Annotated in this window: 15 protein-coding genes; 14 read left to right on the top strand and 1 reads right to left on the bottom strand. The window is 40.7% G+C overall.

Annotated features, from left to right (window positions below; all coding sequences use genetic code 11):
- Positions 1 to 14: 14 nt before the first annotated feature.
- Positions 15 to 1,703: a ribulokinase gene (locus tag B2O97_RS16675; protein ID WP_115049386.1), complete on the bottom strand. Its 1,689-nt coding sequence runs from the start codon at positions 1,701 to 1,703 to the stop codon at positions 15 to 17.
- A 329-nt stretch (positions 1,704 to 2,032) separates the two neighbouring features.
- On the opposite strand from B2O97_RS16675, the gene B2O97_RS16670 reads away from it, so the two are divergent.
- The 14 genes from B2O97_RS16670 to leuB all read left to right on the top strand — a co-directional run bounded on the left by B2O97_RS16670 (position 2,033) and on the right by leuB (position 17,967).
- Positions 2,033 to 2,737, top strand: coding sequence for an NUDIX hydrolase (locus B2O97_RS16670; protein ID WP_070570142.1), 705 nt, complete (start codon positions 2,033 to 2,035; stop codon positions 2,735 to 2,737).
- Positions 2,738 to 2,882: 145 nt separating this feature from the next.
- Positions 2,883 to 3,533 carry a hypothetical protein gene (locus tag B2O97_RS16665; protein ID WP_070570144.1) on the top strand — a complete coding sequence of 217 codons (651 nt, stop codon included), beginning with the start codon at positions 2,883 to 2,885 and terminating at the stop codon, positions 3,531 to 3,533.
- A gap of 368 nt (positions 3,534 to 3,901) precedes the next feature.
- Positions 3,902 to 5,404 (top strand): F0F1 ATP synthase subunit beta, encoded by a 1,503-nt coding sequence (gene atpD, locus B2O97_RS16660; RefSeq protein ID WP_070570146.1) that lies wholly within the window; start codon positions 3,902 to 3,904, stop codon positions 5,402 to 5,404.
- A gap of 21 nt (positions 5,405 to 5,425) precedes the next feature.
- Positions 5,426 to 5,674, top strand: coding sequence for an ATP synthase F1 subunit epsilon (atpC, locus tag B2O97_RS16655; RefSeq protein ID WP_070570148.1), 249 nt, complete (start codon positions 5,426 to 5,428; stop codon positions 5,672 to 5,674).
- Between the two features lie 398 nt (positions 5,675 to 6,072).
- Positions 6,073 to 6,963 carry a branched-chain amino acid transaminase gene (locus B2O97_RS16650; RefSeq protein ID WP_070570150.1) on the top strand — a complete coding sequence of 297 codons (891 nt, stop codon included), beginning with the start codon at positions 6,073 to 6,075 and terminating at the stop codon, positions 6,961 to 6,963.
- Positions 6,947 to 8,647, top strand: a complete 1,701-nt coding sequence (ilvD, locus tag B2O97_RS16645) for a dihydroxy-acid dehydratase (protein ID WP_070570151.1) — start codon at positions 6,947 to 6,949, stop codon at positions 8,645 to 8,647. Before B2O97_RS16650 ends, ilvD begins: the two co-directional genes overlap by 17 nt.
- Before the next feature lie 117 nt (positions 8,648 to 8,764).
- Positions 8,765 to 10,507 carry a biosynthetic-type acetolactate synthase large subunit gene (ilvB, locus tag B2O97_RS16640; RefSeq protein WP_115046528.1) on the top strand — a complete coding sequence of 581 codons (1,743 nt, stop codon included), beginning with the start codon at positions 8,765 to 8,767 and terminating at the stop codon, positions 10,505 to 10,507.
- A gap of 8 nt (positions 10,508 to 10,515) precedes the next feature.
- Positions 10,516 to 11,106 carry an acetolactate synthase small subunit gene (gene ilvN / locus B2O97_RS16635; protein WP_070570155.1) on the top strand — a complete coding sequence of 197 codons (591 nt, stop codon included), beginning with the start codon at positions 10,516 to 10,518 and terminating at the stop codon, positions 11,104 to 11,106.
- A gap of 14 nt (positions 11,107 to 11,120) precedes the next feature.
- A complete protein-coding gene (locus B2O97_RS16630) occupies positions 11,121 to 11,585 on the top strand; it encodes a DinB family protein (protein WP_236560296.1) in 465 nt (154 codons plus the stop codon).
- Between the two features lie 45 nt (positions 11,586 to 11,630).
- A complete protein-coding gene (gene ilvC, locus B2O97_RS16625; RefSeq protein ID WP_075994367.1) occupies positions 11,631 to 13,112 on the top strand; it encodes a ketol-acid reductoisomerase in 1,482 nt (493 codons plus the stop codon).
- A gap of 134 nt (positions 13,113 to 13,246) precedes the next feature.
- Positions 13,247 to 14,644, top strand: a complete 1,398-nt coding sequence (gene leuC / locus B2O97_RS16620; RefSeq protein WP_070570162.1) for a 3-isopropylmalate dehydratase large subunit — start codon at positions 13,247 to 13,249, stop codon at positions 14,642 to 14,644.
- Between the two features lie 10 nt (positions 14,645 to 14,654).
- Positions 14,655 to 15,245 (top strand): 3-isopropylmalate dehydratase small subunit, encoded by a 591-nt coding sequence (gene leuD / locus B2O97_RS16615; RefSeq protein ID WP_070570164.1) that lies wholly within the window; start codon positions 14,655 to 14,657, stop codon positions 15,243 to 15,245.
- Positions 15,239 to 16,717: an ATP-binding cassette domain-containing protein gene (locus tag B2O97_RS16610; RefSeq protein ID WP_070570166.1), complete on the top strand. Its 1,479-nt coding sequence runs from the start codon at positions 15,239 to 15,241 to the stop codon at positions 16,715 to 16,717. The genes leuD and B2O97_RS16610 overlap by 7 nt, the downstream gene beginning before the upstream one ends.
- 176 nt (positions 16,718 to 16,893) lie before the next feature.
- Positions 16,894 to 17,967, top strand: coding sequence for a 3-isopropylmalate dehydrogenase (gene leuB, locus B2O97_RS16605; RefSeq protein WP_115046524.1), 1,074 nt, complete (start codon positions 16,894 to 16,896; stop codon positions 17,965 to 17,967).
- Positions 17,968 to 17,995: the final 28 nt, after the last annotated feature.

Genomic DNA, 17,995 nt, shown 5'->3' with positions numbered 1-17,995 from the left:
TAAAATTTGAATGGTTAAACAGTAATGGCGAGCGATTCCTTTCCTTCGACAAAAGCACCCAGCGCTTTGTAATGTTCATAACGCTCGGCATAAATGGACACCCATTTTTCCTCAGGGATATAAGTCCGTTCAAAACCTTGCCCCATTGCCTTCATGGCATCCTCGACCCGGTTATATAAACCAGCTGCTGTTGCGGCAAACATGGCTGCGCCAATGGCACAAGTCTGTTCACTTTTATGAATACGAATAGGCATATTCATCACATTGGCCATCATTTGCATAATAAAAGGTGATTTTTTTGCAACTCCGCCTAAACCGATTAAGCCTTTTACAGGAATACCCTGCTCCACGAAACGGTCAACAATAGCCTTTGCACCGAAACAGGTCGCTTCGACAATCGCTCTGAAGATCCGCGGCGCATCTGTTCCGAGGTGTAAGCCTGTGATCGCCCCTTTCAAGGATTGATCCGCATCCGGAGTTCGGCGGCCATTGAGCCAATCTAAAGCTAATTCTGATGTTTCTGTTACGGGAAGTAATGCCGCCTGCTCACTTAGACTGACCAATAGTTTCTCTTCCAACGCTGCGATCAATTGTTCGCGCGTTCGTTCATCGATCTCTTCAACATCTTGTATCAAATTTTTCGTTGGCCATAGCAACACCTGTTTCAGCCAGGCGTAAGCATCTCCAAATGCCGACTGACCAGCTTCCATACCTATCATTCCTGGTATAATGGAACCGTCTACCTGACCACAGATTCCCCTGACCAACGTATGCTGTACCTCCTCTTTTGGAGCAACTAACATATCACAGGTTGATGTCCCCATCACCTTACTCAGATAATAGGGCTCAATTTGTCCTCCAACTGCACCCATGTGGCAGTCAAATGCACCTACACCAACAACAACTGATGTTGTAAGACCTAATCGTTGCGCCCATTCTTCCGAAAGCTGACCTGCAGATTGATCAGCAGTGTAGGTTTCTGAAAACAGGCGATCAACCAAACCATCCAACAATGGGTCAAGTGTTGAAAAGAAAGAATTTGGAGGTAGGCCGTCAAATTCTTCAGCCCAAAGTGATTTATGACCCGCTGAACAAACCCCACGCTTCATAGCAGATACCTGTGTTCCTCCAGTCAATAGAAAAGGAATATAATCACAATGCTCCACCCAGCTATAGGTGGCGGCACGGACCTTTTCATCAGCCCGAAATACATGGAGTAATTTGGCCCAGAACCATTCCGAAGAGTATACACCGCCTACATACTTCAGATAATCCACCGAACTATTTTGATTGTGCAGGTTAATTTCTTTGGCCTCTCTAACGGCTGTATGATCTTTCCATAAGACAAACATGGCATTGGGGTTGTCTTTAAACTCGTCCAACAGCGCCAATGGAACGCCGGCTGCGTTGACAGCAACTGGAGTAGATCCTGTTGTATCCACGGAAATTGCTTTTACAGCTTTGCCAATATTGTCGACTCCCGATTTGAGCAAGCAATCTTTAATTGTCGCTTCCAAGCCTTCGATATAATCCAACGGGTGTTGCCTAAACTGACTTAAAGCAGCATCACAATACGCCCCTCTTTTCCATCGCGGGTAGTAAAATACAGAAGAAGCTATCTCCTCGCCATTGTTAGCATCAACCAATACTGAACGGACCGAATCACTTCCATAGTCCACCCCAATGACATACGATTTATTCATTTTTGCTGAATTTGGTTTATAACTTATAATTGTCTCTAATGCCTTACTTTCCACTATCCCCCTTCCGAAGCTAGCCATGGAAAATAATTAGTGTCAAATAAACATTTATTTTTTTAAATATGAAAGAAAATTTTCATATTTAAAAAATAGAGCTAACTTCATAGCAGCAAATTATGGTTAACCCGAATTCCTGATATAGGGGTATAAATGCCTTTTAAAGGGATGTATCAGACAATTATTATACTTATTTTTAGCTATTTACTTTTTTACATAGTTTTGCTCGTGGAATAAATGGGGTGGTGTCAGATAAAAAGATAAAACGATAGACGATGGAATATTATAAAAAAGATTCAGGGATCCTTTTGGCAGTAGACTGCATCATATTTGGATTTAACGGCGAATCCCTTGAAGTACTTTTAATTAAACGTGATTTCGAACCAGAAAGAAATAAATGGAGTCTGATGGGTGGTTTCGTTCAATCCGACGAAAGTCCGGAAGAGGCCGCGAGCCGAGTACTCAAACAGCTAACAGGACTTGAAAATGTATACATGGAGCAATGTAGTGTATTCGGCGAACCTAATCGGGAACCTAGCGACCGGGTTGTCAGTATCTGTTATTTTGCATTGATTGACACACAGCAATATAAACATATCCTAAGCGACGATTACGAAGCCCAATGGTTTCCATTGCGGGAGCACCCAACACTGATCTTCGATCATGATCAAATGATCGCTTCGGCACAACACCGGCTACGCATGAAAGCGGCTTTGTATCCGATATTATTTGAACTGCTGCCCGAGAAATTCACGATTCCCCAAATTGCAGCACTTTATGAGGGTGTTTACAATATTGAGTTGGACAAGCGGAATTTCAGCCGAAAACTGCTTTCCTCAGACCTCATCATCAAACTGGAGGAAAAGGATAAGGAAAATTCAAAAAAAGGAGCCTACTATTTCAAACTAAACACGGCGATCTATAAGGAAAAGATCATGTCCTTTTTACGGTATTTGCCAAGTTGGTCGATCGAATCATAATAAAGTGACGGAAAATCAGGTATGTATTGGAATATATTTCACTTAACATTTTCGTTTTTTCAATAATTCCTTATATTTATCACAGGTATATCCTGGTTTTGCAATTTGGATAGGCTGGATTAACGCATTTTATAAAATAAACAACATGAGCAAATTGAGATTAGCATTTATATTCTTTACAATTTTATTTATTTCATCACATACATTACTGGAGGCACAAACTCCTACTGCGGCTCCCGCCACTACAGCAGCACAACAGGATAATGCTTTCAAGTACAGTCCGGATGGATTAAAAAAAGGAAGTTTGGCAAATCAATTTGACCACCTGAATTATATTTCGAAAAACAACTATGATTTCAAGATGGTGCGAAAAACCAATCTGGATATTGTGAAACGAAATGTCATAGATACCGTAGCAAAACTCCACAAGGAAATCAGCTCTTTAAAATCATCTTCAAGCAACTATACATCCAATACCAAAACTTTGCAAGATTCTATTCAGGTTTTAAAAGATCAGCTGGCGCAGGAGAAGGAAAAAACAGAAAGTTTTTCTTTCTTGGGCATCAATACCTCTAAAACTTTTTACAATACAGTTGTTTGGACGATCATTGCGGTATTGGCCGTAGCAGCATTTATCTTTTTATTTTCTTATCGGAAAGCGAAAGTGGACACGGTGGAATTCCAAAAGACAGCGGAGCAATCGCAAGAAGAATTCGCTACGTTCCGTAAAAAATCCATGGAAAAGGAACAGCTGCTCAAGCGCCAGTTGCAGGACGAACTAAATAAAAAAATATAGTCCTGCTTCTCATAAAATAGCATATTTATTTTGATCGACCTGTAACGACTCCTTGAGGTACTCCGTTACAGGTCGATTTTATTTCATCAGGTACCATTCCTCAAAACAAACAAAAGATTCAACGAAGTAATGCAGTAAACTTCAAAAATACCTAGCCGAATAAAAGAGAAAAACTATATTTGCAGGTATAGAAATCGAAACATACAGAATTACAATAGATAACATTTTGACCTACATTAATAAAATTGTAATTTAATTGCAAATTCTATTTGTTTTTAAAAACGAATAACCTTATTTTTGCTGACCAAAAAAGAGGCCTTTTATGTCTCTTATATAAAATTGATTAATAAATATTTAGTCCCTATAATATGCCCAAGATTGGTAAAATAGCGCAGATTATCGGCCCAGTTGTTGACGTCAACTTCGCCGACAGTGAAAATCTACCTAAAATTTACGATGCATTGTACATTCAAAAAGAAAATGGACAACGTGTTGTATTAGAAGTTCAACAACACTTAGGTCAGGATCGTGTACGTACAATTGCCATGGACGCAACTGAAGGTTTAGTTCGCGGAATGGAAGTTGTCGATACTGGTGCTCCTATCAAAATGCCTGTTGGTGAAGAAATCAAAGGTCGTGTATTCAATGTAGTTGGTGATGCCATAGACGGGATCCAAAATTTGAATAAAGAGAATGGTCGTCCTATCCACAACGTACCTCCTAAATTCGAAGATTTGTCAACTGAATCCGAAGTACTTTTTACTGGTATCAAAGTTATTGACCTTTTAGAGCCATATGCTAAAGGTGGTAAAATTGGTTTATTCGGTGGTGCCGGTGTAGGTAAAACTGTATTAATCCAAGAATTAATCAACAATATCGCAAAAGGTCACGGTGGTCTTTCTGTATTCGCCGGTGTAGGTGAACGTACACGTGAGGGTAATGACTTATTGCGCGAGATGTTGGAGTCTGGTATCATCAAATATGGTGAGCACTTTATGGAAGGCATGGAAAAAGGCGAATGGCCTTTGGAAACTGTTGACCACGAACTGATGAAAGATTCAAAATGTACTTTCGTATTCGGTCAAATGAACGAGCCTCCTGGGGCACGTGCACGTGTTGCTTTATCAGGTTTGACAGTAGCGGAATACTTCCGTGACGGTGATGGCGAAGGTCAAGGCCGTGACGTATTATTCTTCATTGATAACATCTTCCGTTTTACACAAGCAGGTTCTGAAGTATCTGCCCTATTGGGTCGTATGCCTTCAGCCGTAGGTTACCAACCAACATTGGCAACTGAGATGGGTTTAATGCAAGAGCGCATCACTTCAACTAAAAACGGTTCAATCACTTCGGTTCAAGCCGTATATGTACCTGCCGATGACTTAACTGACCCTGCTCCAGCGACAACTTTCGCTCACTTGGATGCAACGACAGTATTGTCTCGTAAAATTGCTGAGTTAGGTATCTACCCTGCTGTGGATCCTTTGGATTCTACATCACGTATCCTTTCTCCTGCCGTTTTAGGTAACGAACACTATAATACTGCACAACGTGTAAAAGAAATTCTTCAACGTTATAAAGAATTACAAGATATCATCGCCATTTTAGGTATGGACGAATTATCGGAAGAAGATAAATTAACAGTACACCGCGCACGTCGTGTACAACGTTTCTTATCTCAACCTTTCCACGTTGCAGAACAATTTACAGGTTTAAAAGGTGTATTGGTAGACATCAAAGATACCATCAAAGGTTTCAATATGATCATTGACGGTGAAGTAGATGAGTACCCTGAAGCTGCCTTCAACTTAGTCGGTAACATTGATGATGCTATCGAAAAAGGTAAAAAATTATTAGCAGAAGCAGTTTAATCTAGATTATATCTAAGAATAATGAAGTTAACAATTATCACTCCAGACAAATTAGCATTCGAAGGCGAAGTAACATCCGTTACTGTACCGGGCACTGCGGGTTCTTTTCAAATTTTGAAAGACCATGCTGCCATCGTTTCTACTTTGGAAGATGGAAAAGTAATTATTCAACAAGGTAAAGGTGAACAGGAAGTGTTCATTAAAGGTGGTGTTGTGGAAGCAAAAAACAATGTCATTACCGTGCTTGCTGAAGGAATTATCGGAGATTAAATCAAATCGATTTTATAAAATCTAAAAAGCTTCCGATAGAAATATCGGAAGCTTTTTTTTTAAAGTTTTTTTGACATTTTCTTCATTTTAGGAAGAAAATCAACCATTGTAACAAAAAATAATTTTTCAACCGTGTAGACCAATTTTAAATATGGTATGCGACTAACAAAATATAAAACCGAATAAAAGGCATTATTAAAAAATAAAATTTCATAAAAACACACCTAATGAAATTTTATTCTAAATACAAAATTAGCACTTTACCTATTGCCAATTATTGTAATTCCTGCTACCTTGAGGAAATGAAAATCGAAAGTTTTTATAGAAGCTCGAGATAGCATGATTTACCACCAATATTACAACAAAGGGAACTACTATCATCAGGTAAATTTTGGGTTATGAAATATTACGATAAAAACACATTGATCTATTTAGATGGAGCTTTTGTAAAAGCTTCCGAGGCTGCATTGGATCCCTTTGCACAGTCATTGCATTATGGGTATGCGGTGTTCGATGGTTTACGTGCGTATAACACCCACAATGGACCACGTATCTTTAAAGCTGACAAGCATTTCGATCGCTTAAAGAGATCATGTGGAGCCGTTAATATCCCCTATCGCTGGAGCAACCGAGAGCTGATCGACATCTGTTATGAGCTCTTGGCCAACAACAACCTAAGAGAAGCTTATATACGTCCTTTGGTATTGACTGGTTCAAATATGCATCTCACCTCATCAACCGAAGCAACCCTCATGATGGCAGCATGGGAATGGGGTCCATATCTTGGTCAAAACCTATTAAAGGTATGTATCTCTGATATCAAAAGACCCAATCCAAAATCCTTTAAAATTGACTCGAAGATCTCTGGGCAGTATGTTAACTCCATTCTTGCGACAACAGAAGCCATCAGGAAAGGCTACGACGAAGCTTTAATGCTCGACCACGAAGGCTACGTTGCCCAAGCATCCAGTGAAAATATTTTCATCGAAAAGGATTTCAAAATCTATACGCCGCCAGCGAAGAATATCTTTCCGGGCATTACACGCCAGACGGTAAAAAACATTTGTAAAAAATTAAACTTCGAAGTCATTGAAAAGCAATTGACGGTAGAGGATATTTACACTGCTGACAGCGCTTTCTTATGTGGAACTGCGGCAGAAATTATCGGAATCAAACAAGTCGATGATGTCATCTACAAAGAAGCCTGGGAACACAGCATAGGTGCATCAATCCAAAGAAGATATAAAAATTTAGTATTAGAGAACGAAAATTATGAAGTCATCATCTAACGGCGAAAACACAATGAACAAATACAGCCGTACATTTACACAAGACGAAACGCAACCTGCTGCAAAAGCAATGCTTTATGGTATCGGTCTTACAGATGCCGACATGGACAAAGCACAGGTCGGTATTGCCAGCATGGGATATGATGGTAATACGTGTAATATGCACTTAAATGATTTGGCACAAATCGTCAAGAAGGGCGTTTGGAACAATGAGTTAGTGGGTTTGACCTTTGGAACTATTGGCGTCAGTGACGGTATGAGCAATGGTACCGATGGAATGCGTTATTCGTTGGTAAGCCGTGATGTGATCGCTGATAGTATCGAAACGATCTGTGGCGGACAATATTATGATGGCTTGATCTCTATTCCTGGCTGTGACAAAAACATGCCTGGTGCTATTATGGCCATGGCCCGTTTGGACCGTCCTTCTCTAATGGTATATGGCGGTACCATCGCTCCAGGACACTATAAAGGTGAAGAATTAAACATTGTGTCTGCATTTGAAGCATTGGGACAACGCATCTGCGGAAATCTTTCCGATGAAGACTATGAAGGCATTATCAAACATACCTGCCCTGGTGCTGGTGCTTGTGGCGGAATGTATACCGCAAATACCATGGCTTCGGCAATTGAAGCCTTGGGAATGAGTTTACCCTACTCATCTTCCAATCCGGCGATCTCGGAAGAAAAGAAAAATGAATGTTTAGAAGCAGGTCGACATATCCGCACGCTGCTTGAGAAAGATATTAAACCCTCTGATATCATGACACGTAAAGCATTTGAGAACGCGCTACGTACCATTGTTATCTTGGGTGGGAGTACCAATGCTGTACTTCACTTTATTGCAATAGGCAAAGCCGTAGGCGTAGACATCACGCAAGACGACTTCCAACGCATGAGTGATGAAACCCCTGTATTAGCTGACTTTAAACCGTCGGGTAAATACTTGATGCAAGATCTTCAGCAATTTGGCGGAACACCTGCTGTCATGAAATATCTTTTAAATGAAGGTTTATTGCATGGTGACTGTATCACGGTAACAGGAAAAACGGTCGCTGAGAACTTGGCGGATGTTAAATCAATCATGGAATATGATCAACCGATTATCAAACCCTTGAGCGATCCAATCAAAGCTACAGGACACTTACAAATTCTTTACGGGAACTTAGCAGAGAAAGGTTCTGTTGCTAAGATCTCCGGCAAAGAAGGTGAAAAATTCACTGGTCCTGCACGCGTATTCGATGGAGAGCATGATTTAGTAGCGGGCATCGCATCTGGTAGAATCAAACCAGGAGATGTAGTGGTGATCAAAAATGAAGGTCCTGTTGGAGCGCCAGGCATGCCTGAAATGCTTAAACCAACCTCCTTGATTATTGGTGCTGGCCTTGGTAAATCTGTTGCTTTAATCACCGATGGCCGTTTCTCGGGTGGTACACATGGTTTTGTCGTCGGACATATCACACCAGAATCTTACAAAGGCGGATTGATCGGTCTTGTAAATGATGATGACATTATCGAGATCGATGCGGTAAATAACAGCATCAATGTGCTGCTTTCCGATGAAGAGATTGCGCAACGCCGTGCCGCTTGGGTACAACCAGCGTTAAAAGTTAGCAAAGGAGTTTTATACAAATACGCTAAAACTGTTGCCGATGCATCAGAAGGCTGTGTAACGGATCAGTAGAAAATAAAAAACAGAGACATTAAGCAAATACAGACCTAAACAATCGACGCTTAATGTCTCAGATCTAATATCTAAATACTAAAAGACTGAATAATCAACAATAAAAAAATCAACGTAATGAGTACACTGGAAATAACAGAAAATAAGGCCGCTACAGAGCAGCAAACTCCGACACAAATTTCGGGATCGAAAGCTGTATTGGAGGCCTTATTGAGCGAAGGAGTTGATACCGTATTTGGTTATCCTGGAGGCGCAATTATGCCGATCTATGATGCCCTTTATGATTATACGGATCGTCTGAAGCATATTTTAGTGCGCCATGAACAAGGTGGAATCCACGCGGCGCAAGGTTATGCAAGAACTTCAGGTCGTACAGGCGTCGTCTTTGCGACAAGTGGCCCTGGAGCAACAAACCTAGTTACTGGACTGGCTGATGCCATGATCGATAGTAACCCTATCGTCTGTGTCACAGGCCAGGTCTTTGCTTCACTTTTGGGAACGGATGCTTTTCAGGAAACAGATGTCATCAATATCACGGCACCTGTCACCAAATGGAACTACCAAGTCACCGACGCAACTGAAATTCCAGCCGCACTCGCAAAAGCATTTTATATTGCCAGCACAGGTCGTCCAGGACCGGTATTGATCGATATTACCAAAAATGCACAGCTACAATTGTTCGATTACTTCGGTTACGAAAAATGCAGCCATGTACGCAGTTACAGACCTGCACCACAAGTTCGTAAAGAATATGTTGAGCAAGCTGCAGCGTTAATCAACGATGCAAAAAAACCATTTGTTCTTTTTGGACAAGGCATCATTCTTGGAAAAGCAGAGGAAGAATTCAAAGCTTTTATCGAGAAAACTGGCATTCCTTCGGCATCGACTGTCATGGGGTTAAGTGCACTTCCAACGGATCATAAACTTCACGTCGGGATGCTAGGTATGCATGGCAACTATGCGCCAAATGTCATGACCAATGAATGTGATGTTTTAATAGCCATCGGCATGCGTTTCGATGACCGTGTGACAGGTCGTTTGGACAAATATGCCAAACAGGCAAAAGTAATCCATTTGGATATAGATCCCGCAGAGATTGACAAAAACGTACAAACAACCGTACCTGTATGGGGCGATTGTAAGGAATCACTTCCCATGCTGACGAAATTGGTAAATGCCGCAGATCACTCCGCTTGGTTGGAACAATTCCGTGAACTTGAAAAAGAAGAAATCAAGGAAGTCATCCAAAACGAACTTCACCCACAAACCGATATTATGACCATGGGTGAGGTCATCCATGTGTTGAATGAATTGACAGGCGGTGATGCGATCATTACAACGGACGTCGGTCAACATCAAATGGTCACTTGTCGCTATGCTAAGTTCAACAACAGCAAATCGAATGTAACCTCCGGGGGTTTAGGAACGATGGGTTTTGGTCTTCCGGCAGCAATCGGTGCCTGGTATGGCGCGCCAGAGAAAACTGTCGTAGCAATCATCGGTGATGGTGGTATACAAATGACGATCCAGGAGCTGGGAACAATTATGCAATTTGGTGCAAAAGTCAAAATCATGATCCTCAACAATGAGTTCTTGGGCATGGTACGCCAGTGGCAGCAATTGTTTCATGACAAACGTTATTCGTTCGTGAATATCACGAGTCCTGACTTTGTTGCTGTTGCGAAAGGCTATTACATCGACGGTCAGAAGATTTCGGAACGTAAAGACTTACGTAATGCACTGAAAACCATGATTGATCACGACGGAGCATATCTATTGGAAGTGATGGTAGGTAAGGAAAACAATGTATTTCCAATGGTTGCACAAGGAACATCGGTATCTGAGATACGTTTAAAGTAGAATTTGACATGGAAAAACAAGAATATACCATCACCCTATATACAGAGAATTCAATCGGTCTTATCGGTCGAATCTCAACCATTTTTTCAAGAAGAAAAATCAATATTGAAAGCTTGAATACTTCCCCTTCTGAAGTAGAAGGGATACATCGTTTTACCATCGTCATCACGGAGGCTGAAGATGTTCTGCGTAAGCTTTGTCGTCAACTGGAAAAACAGATTGATATCCTCAAGGCCTATTACAATACCAATGATGAAGTGATCTGGCAAGAACAGGCGCTCTATAAAGTGCCTGCGGATGTTGTGAATGAAAAGGTATACGTAGAACGTTTATTGCGTCAATATGGTGCCAATGTTGTTGTGATCCGCAACGACTATATCGTCTTTGAAACTGCAGGTCACCGTGAGGAGATCGATAAGTTGACAGAAGAATTGACCAAATATGGTTTGATCGAATTTGTCCGTGGCGCACGTATCGCCATCATTAAAGATAGCGCAGGTTTCCACTCCAAATTGGTTCAGTTTGAAGCCAAGGAACCATCGATAGAAATTGTAGAGAACGAGTATCTCGACAAAAGAGATGATGTATTTACAATGTAAGCTTTAAAAGTATTATGCAAGAGACATTTAAATTTATCTTAAAGTCACGTCAAAAATTCATTGAATTACTTGACGGTCTTTCCATTGAACAGCTTAACAAAATTCCCACGGGATTTAACAACAATATCATCTGGAATTTTGCCCACATTGTCGTCAGTACACAGACCTTAGTTTATGTCCGTACAGGTATTAAAGCCGACACGACCTGGGTAAAATATAATGAAGACTATAAAAAAGACACCAAGCCAACCCGCTTTGTTGAACAAGCAGAGGTTGATGAATTGAAAGAAATTGCAATCCGCAGTATTGAGCAAATTGCTGCTGACTATGAACACGGTGTTTTCGGAGAAATCACCTCCTTCTCAACAGCAACCTATGGCTATCCAATGGATACCATCGAAGAAGTTATTGCCCTGACATCAGGTCACGATAACGTTCATTTCGGTTACGCCATGGCGCAACGCAGATTAGTACAATAATTAAAATAAATAATCAACAACCCATAACAGAAAGAAAGTAAAACAATGGCAAATTATTTCAACACCTTACCGCTTAGAGAGCAGTTAGAACAATTAAGTCACGCTGAATTCATGGACAACACTGAATTCACAGATGGTGTAAATGCTTTAAAAGGTAAAAAAATCGTAATCGTAGGATGTGGTGCGCAAGGCTTGAACCAAGGTTTAAACCTAAGAGATAGCGGACTGGACGTTTCTTATGCTTTGCGTAAAGAAGCTATTGAACAAAAAAGAGATTCTTGGAAAAACGCTACGGACAACAACTTTAACGTAGGCACTTACGAGGAATTGATCCCATCTGCGGATTTAGTTATCAACTTGACTCCAGATAAACAACATACGTCAGTAATCAACGCTGTCATGCCGTTGATGAAAGAAGGCGCTACATTATCGTATTCACACGGTTTCAACATCGTTGAAGAAGGTATGCAAATCCGTAAAGATATTACTGTCATCATGGTTGCTCCAAAATGTCCAGGTTCTGAGGTTCGTGCAGAGTACCTTCGTGGTTTTGGTGTTCCTACCTTAATCGCTGTTCACCCAGAGAATGATCCGCAAGGAAAAGGCTGGGCTGAAGCAAAAGCATACTGCGTAGGAACAGGTGGACATAAAGCCGGTGTATTGAAATCTTCATTCGTAGCCGAGGTAAAATCAGATTTAATGGGTGAGCAAACGATTCTTTGTGGATTGTTGCAAACAGGTTCGATCTTATCTTTCGACAAAATGATCGAGAAAGGTATCGAAGCTGGTTACGCATCAAAATTGGTACAGTACGGTGTAGAAGTAATCACGGAAGCCTTGAAACATGGTGGTGTGAGCGGAATGATGGACCGTTTGAGCAATCCAGCAAAAGTAAAAGCCTTTGAGATCTCTGAAGAATTGAAGGATATTATGCGTCCTTTATTCCAAAAACACCAAGATGATATCATGTCAGGTCACTTTAGCAAGACCATGATGGAAGACTGGGCAAATGGTGATGCGAATTTATTGAAATGGAGAGCTGAAACAGGTGAAACTGCGTTCGAAAAAACACCTGCTGGTGATGTTAAAATCAACGAACAAGAATACTTCGACAACTATACACTGATGGTTGCTTTCATCCGTGCAGGTGTTGAATTGGCATTTGAAACAATGGTTGAAGCAGGTATCAAACCAGAATCAGCATATTATGAATCATTGCACGAAACACCATTGATCGCTAACACAATCGCTCGCAAGAAATTGTTCGAAATGAACCGTGTTATCTCTGATACAGCAGAATACGGTTGTTACCTATTCGACCAAGCTTGTAAACCTTTGTTGGCCGACTTCATGAAAACTGTTGATACTGATCTCGTAGGTAAAAACTTCAATGAAGGTAGAGATGCTGCAGTTGATAACGCACAATTAGTTGTCATCAATGAAATTCTACGCGATCACCCTGTAGAAATCGTCGGTCGCAAATTGCGCAAAGCGATGACTGCAATGAAAGCAATCAAAACTGTTTAAAAGTCCATACGAAATTATACATGCTCCAAAAATCATGAATATTTCGTAATTTAGTATATCGAAATCAAGGTGATATTGAGACATTTGCAATATCACCTTGGTTCATATAAAAATAACATAAGAGAGATTAAAAAATGTCAAAAACATTAGTAGAAAAGATTTGGGATGCGCACGTCGTCAAGCGTGAAGAAGGGTTTCCGGATATTATATATATCGACACCCACTTGATTCATGAAGTTACTTCACCTCAAGCTTTCGATGGCTTGCGTAAAAGAGGAATCCCAGTTTTTCGTCCAAAGCAAACGGTAGCTACTGCCGACCACAACGTACCGACACTCAATCAACATTTACCGATCAAAGAAGAGCTATCCCGTTATCAAGTTGATATGCTCACCAAAAATTGTGCTGAATTTGGTATTGAATTATATGGTTTAGGACATCCATACCAAGGGATTGTACACGTTATTGGTCCGGAGCTGGGTATCACCCTACCAGGTAAAACGATGGTCTGTGGCGATAGTCATACCTCAACACATGGTGCTTTTGGAGCTATTGCTTTTGGTATTGGAACCTCTCAGGTTGAACAGGTCTTCGCAACACAATGTTTGTTGCAGTCGAAGCCAAAAACAATGAAAATTGAAGTCAACGGTACCCTTCAAAAAGGTGTTGGAGCAAAAGATATCATCCTATATATCATCTCTAAAATCTCTGCTGCGGGCGGTACAGGTTACTTTATTGAATATGCTGGTTCAGCAATCCGTTCTTTAAGCATGGAAGCACGTATGACCATTTGTAATATGAGTATAGAAATGGGTGCACGTGGAGGCTTAATTGCTCCAGATCAGATCACTTTCGACTACGTAGAAGGCCGTGAATTCGCACCGAAAGGTGAGGAATGGGATCAAGCCCTAGCATACTGGAAAACATTATATTCTGACGAAGATTCCATCTTTGATAAAGTGTTGACTTTTGATGCTGCAGATATTGCACCAATGATTACTTATGGCACCAACCCAGGCATGGGTATGGGTATCGCGGAACATATTCCAGCAACTAACGCACAACCAGAATCAGAACGGCCATCGTACCAAAAAGCATTGGATTACATGGGTTTTAAAGATGATTCAACAGTCTTAGGCAACCGTGTTGATTATGTGTTTATCGGAAGTTGTACCAATTCCCGTATTGAAGATTTACGTGAAGTAGCTTCATTCGTTAAAGGCAAGCAAAAAGCACAAGACGTTGAAGTATGGATTGTACCGGGCTCAAAACAAGTAGAAAAACAAGCGAAAGAAGAAGGCTTGGATAAAATATTTGAAGCGGCAGGATTCCAGCTACGTGAACCAGGATGTTCGGCATGTTTAGGGATGAACGAAGATAAAATCCCTGCTGGTAAATATTGTGTTTCGACTTCAAATAGAAATTTCGAAGGCCGTCAGGGACCGAATGCCCGCACCATGCTGGTATCTCCTTTGACAGCAGCAGCTGCGGCAGTAACAGGTAAAGTAACAGATGTAAGAGAGTTGATCTAAGCAGAAAAAAATGAAAAAATTTGAAACTTTAACGTCACAGGTAGTCCCACTACCTATCGAAAATATTGATACTGATCAAATTATTCCCGCACGCTTTCTAAAAGCGACCACGCGTGAAGGTTTTGGTGATAATTTATTCCGCGACTGGCGTTTTGACACAGACAATCAGCCTAAAACTGATTTTGTGTTGAACAACCCGACCTATACGGGAAAAATATTGGTTGCCGGTAAAAACTTTGGTTGTGGTTCAAGCCGCGAACATGCCGCTTGGGCTATTCAAGACTATGGTTTTGATGTGGTTATCAGCTCATTCTTTGCCGATATATTCAAAGGAAATGCCCTTAACAATGGTGTATTACCGATTCAGGTACCCGAAGAGTTTTTGGCGAAAATTTTCGAATTGGTGCACCAAAATCCGTCAACGGCGATTATTGTTGATCTTGAAAAACAGACAGTCATGTTGACAGAGACAGGTGATCAATTTGAGTTTGAAATCAATCCATACAAAAAATCATGTTTGATCAATGGCTATGATGACATTGATTTTATCCTTAACCAAAAAGATTCAATCGAAGCATTTGAAGCAAACAGACAATGGTAGATCCTGTCGTCCATATTGCCAATTTAACCATTCAGTACGGTAAAGATACCGTACTGCAAGACTTAAATTGGCAAATTTTTCCTGGCGAGCAATGGATCTTAGGCGGTCCGAGCGGTACAGGAAAAACCACGCTGGCAAAAGCGATTGCCGGGCAATTGAAGTATGAAGGCCAGATTACATTCCATCTTGACCCAACGAGCCTATTGCCGGCAAAAATTCATTACGTTTCCAATTGGTTTCAGTTTACCAATCTTGAAGGCGATCGCAATTTCTATTACCAACAGCGCTACAATAAATTTGCAAAAAACGATACATTAACGGTTTTTGCCGAGTTGAAACATTTTGCAAAAGAAGAACAGCTTTCTTTTGAAAACGTACGTTCTTACCTGAACATTTTTGGATTCGAGAATTTCAAAGATCAGCAGTTGATTGAACTTTCGAGTGGCGAACACAAAAGACTGCAATTGATCAAGGCCTTGTGGCTTCAACCTCAGGTGCTCATTATCGACCAGCCTTATACAGGACTGGATGCACAGTCCAGAAAAGATCTCAATCAGATTTTCGATCAGCTTGCGGATAAAGGGGTCACCTTGTTGTTGATCAGTAATGATGACGAACAACCGGATTGTATCAATCGTTTTGCGGAAATTCAGGAAGGTAAAATCAGGATTCGCCAACGGAGTGAAGAGCTATCCAAAGGCTTGCCCCGAATAAGAAAGGCGCTGCCTTATTTTCTACAACAGGCACCTCAGGTATCTGCCCAGGTCATGGTAAAAATGAACAAAATCAATATTTCATACGGCGAAAAACAAGTCTTAAAGAATATTGACTGGGAAGTAAAAGCCGGTGAAAAATGGTTGCTACAAGGGCATAATGGTTCAGGAAAATCAACTTTGCTTAGTCTCATCAACGGCGATCATCCACAGGCTTACGCCAATGACATCCATCTTTTTGGCAAAAAAAGAGGATCTGGAGAAAGTATTTGGGATATCAAAGAACATTTGGGTATTATATCTCCGGAATTACATTGGTACTATGATATGAATGCCAACGTTGGGCAGACGATTGCTTCTGGATTTTTTGACTCCATGAGCCTATACCAACGCTTAGGATTTGAACAACAGCAAAAGCTCGAGCAAATTCTCCATTTTTTTGACCTCAAAGAGGTTAAACACAAAACATTGGGATCATTGCCTTTAGGTCAACAACGTTTGGTCCTATTGGCCCGCACGATCGTGAAACATCCAGAATTGCTGATTTTGGACGAACCTTGTCAGGGCTTAGATAAAGAGCAGACCCAGTATTTCAACGACGTCATCGATGACCTCAGTAAAAGTGGCCAGACGCTCATTTATGTAGGTCACTTCCAAACCCAGCTACCAACGTGCATTGACAATAAAATCGTGTTGGAAAAGGGAGAAGTAAAGGCTATATCCGAAGTTATCCACAAAAAAGAAACTTTATCAACATAAAAATTGTGGAAAACTTCAATTAATTCGAAAATAAGAACAAAAAAATAAAAAGAGAATCAAGATATCGGAAAACACTGGAAATCAAAAGTCAAAAATAAAGATAACTCAATAGGTTTTAGGCCTATTTTCCAAAGTTTCATTAGACCTATCTCTGATAGCTCAATATTAAAAATACAATGAAGAAAAATATTTTAATCATACCTGGAGATGGCATCGGCCAAGAAGTAACAACTTGGGGTAAAAAAGTTTTAGAAAAAATAGGTGAAAATTATGGTCATGAGTTCAGCTTTGATGAAGCTATCATGGGCCATACTGCAATTGAAGCGACAGGCAACCCGCTTCCTGATGAGACATTATCTAAAGCAAAAGCTTCTGATGCGATCCTTTTCGGCGCCATTGGCCATATTAAGTATGATAATGATCCTTCTGCTAAGGTAAGACCTGAACAAGGCTTGTTGAAAATCCGTAAAGAACTAGGTCTTTACGCAAATCTTCGTCCAATCCTTTTATTCGATGAGTTATTGGATGCTTCGAGTTTAAAGCCCGAAATTCTTCAAGGTACAGATATTCTTTTCTTCCGTGAACTGACAGGTGATGTCTATTTTGGTGAGAAAAATCGCAATGAGGATAATACCTTTGCTTCAGACTTGATGAATTATCACCGTTACGAGGTTGAGCGTATCGCACGTAAAGCTTATGATGCAGCACGCACGCGTAACAAAAGACTATGCTCTGTTGATAAAGCCAATGTATTGGAAACATCCCGCCTGTGGAGAGAAGTTGTCCAGGAAATCGCAAAAGAATATCCGGATGTTGAAACCGAGCACATGTTTATCGATAATGCGGCCATGCAATTGGTGAAAAATCCAAAGAAATTCGATGTGGTATTGACAGCCAATCTTTTTGGTGATATCCTGACAGACGAAGCGTCACAGATCGCAGGCTCGATGGGTATGTTGGCTTCTGCTTCCGTAGGTGATGGCACAGGCTTCTTCGAACCTATCCACGGCTCTGCACACGATATCGCTGGTCAAAATAAAGCAAATCCATTGGCTTCAATTTTATCTGCTGCCTTGATGCTTGATATTAGCTTTGGTCTACAGGAGGAAGCTAAAGCGGTTACCAATGCTGTTGCAGAAACATTAAAAGCTGGTTGGAGAACCGGTGATATTGCCAACAGCAGCACAGAAGCTTCAAAAATCTTAGGTACTCAGGAAATGGGTGAAAAAGTATTGGAGTTTATTAAATAGTATACCCTTTTTAATTTGTAAATCTTTT

It is taken from the genome of Sphingobacterium sp. UBA865 (assembly GCF_002295765.1).
Taxonomy (GTDB): Bacteria; Bacteroidota; Bacteroidia; order Sphingobacteriales; family Sphingobacteriaceae; genus Sphingobacterium; species Sphingobacterium multivorum.
Note: the sequence above shows the minus strand (reverse complement) of the source record. Positions and strands in the feature narration are given on the sequence as shown.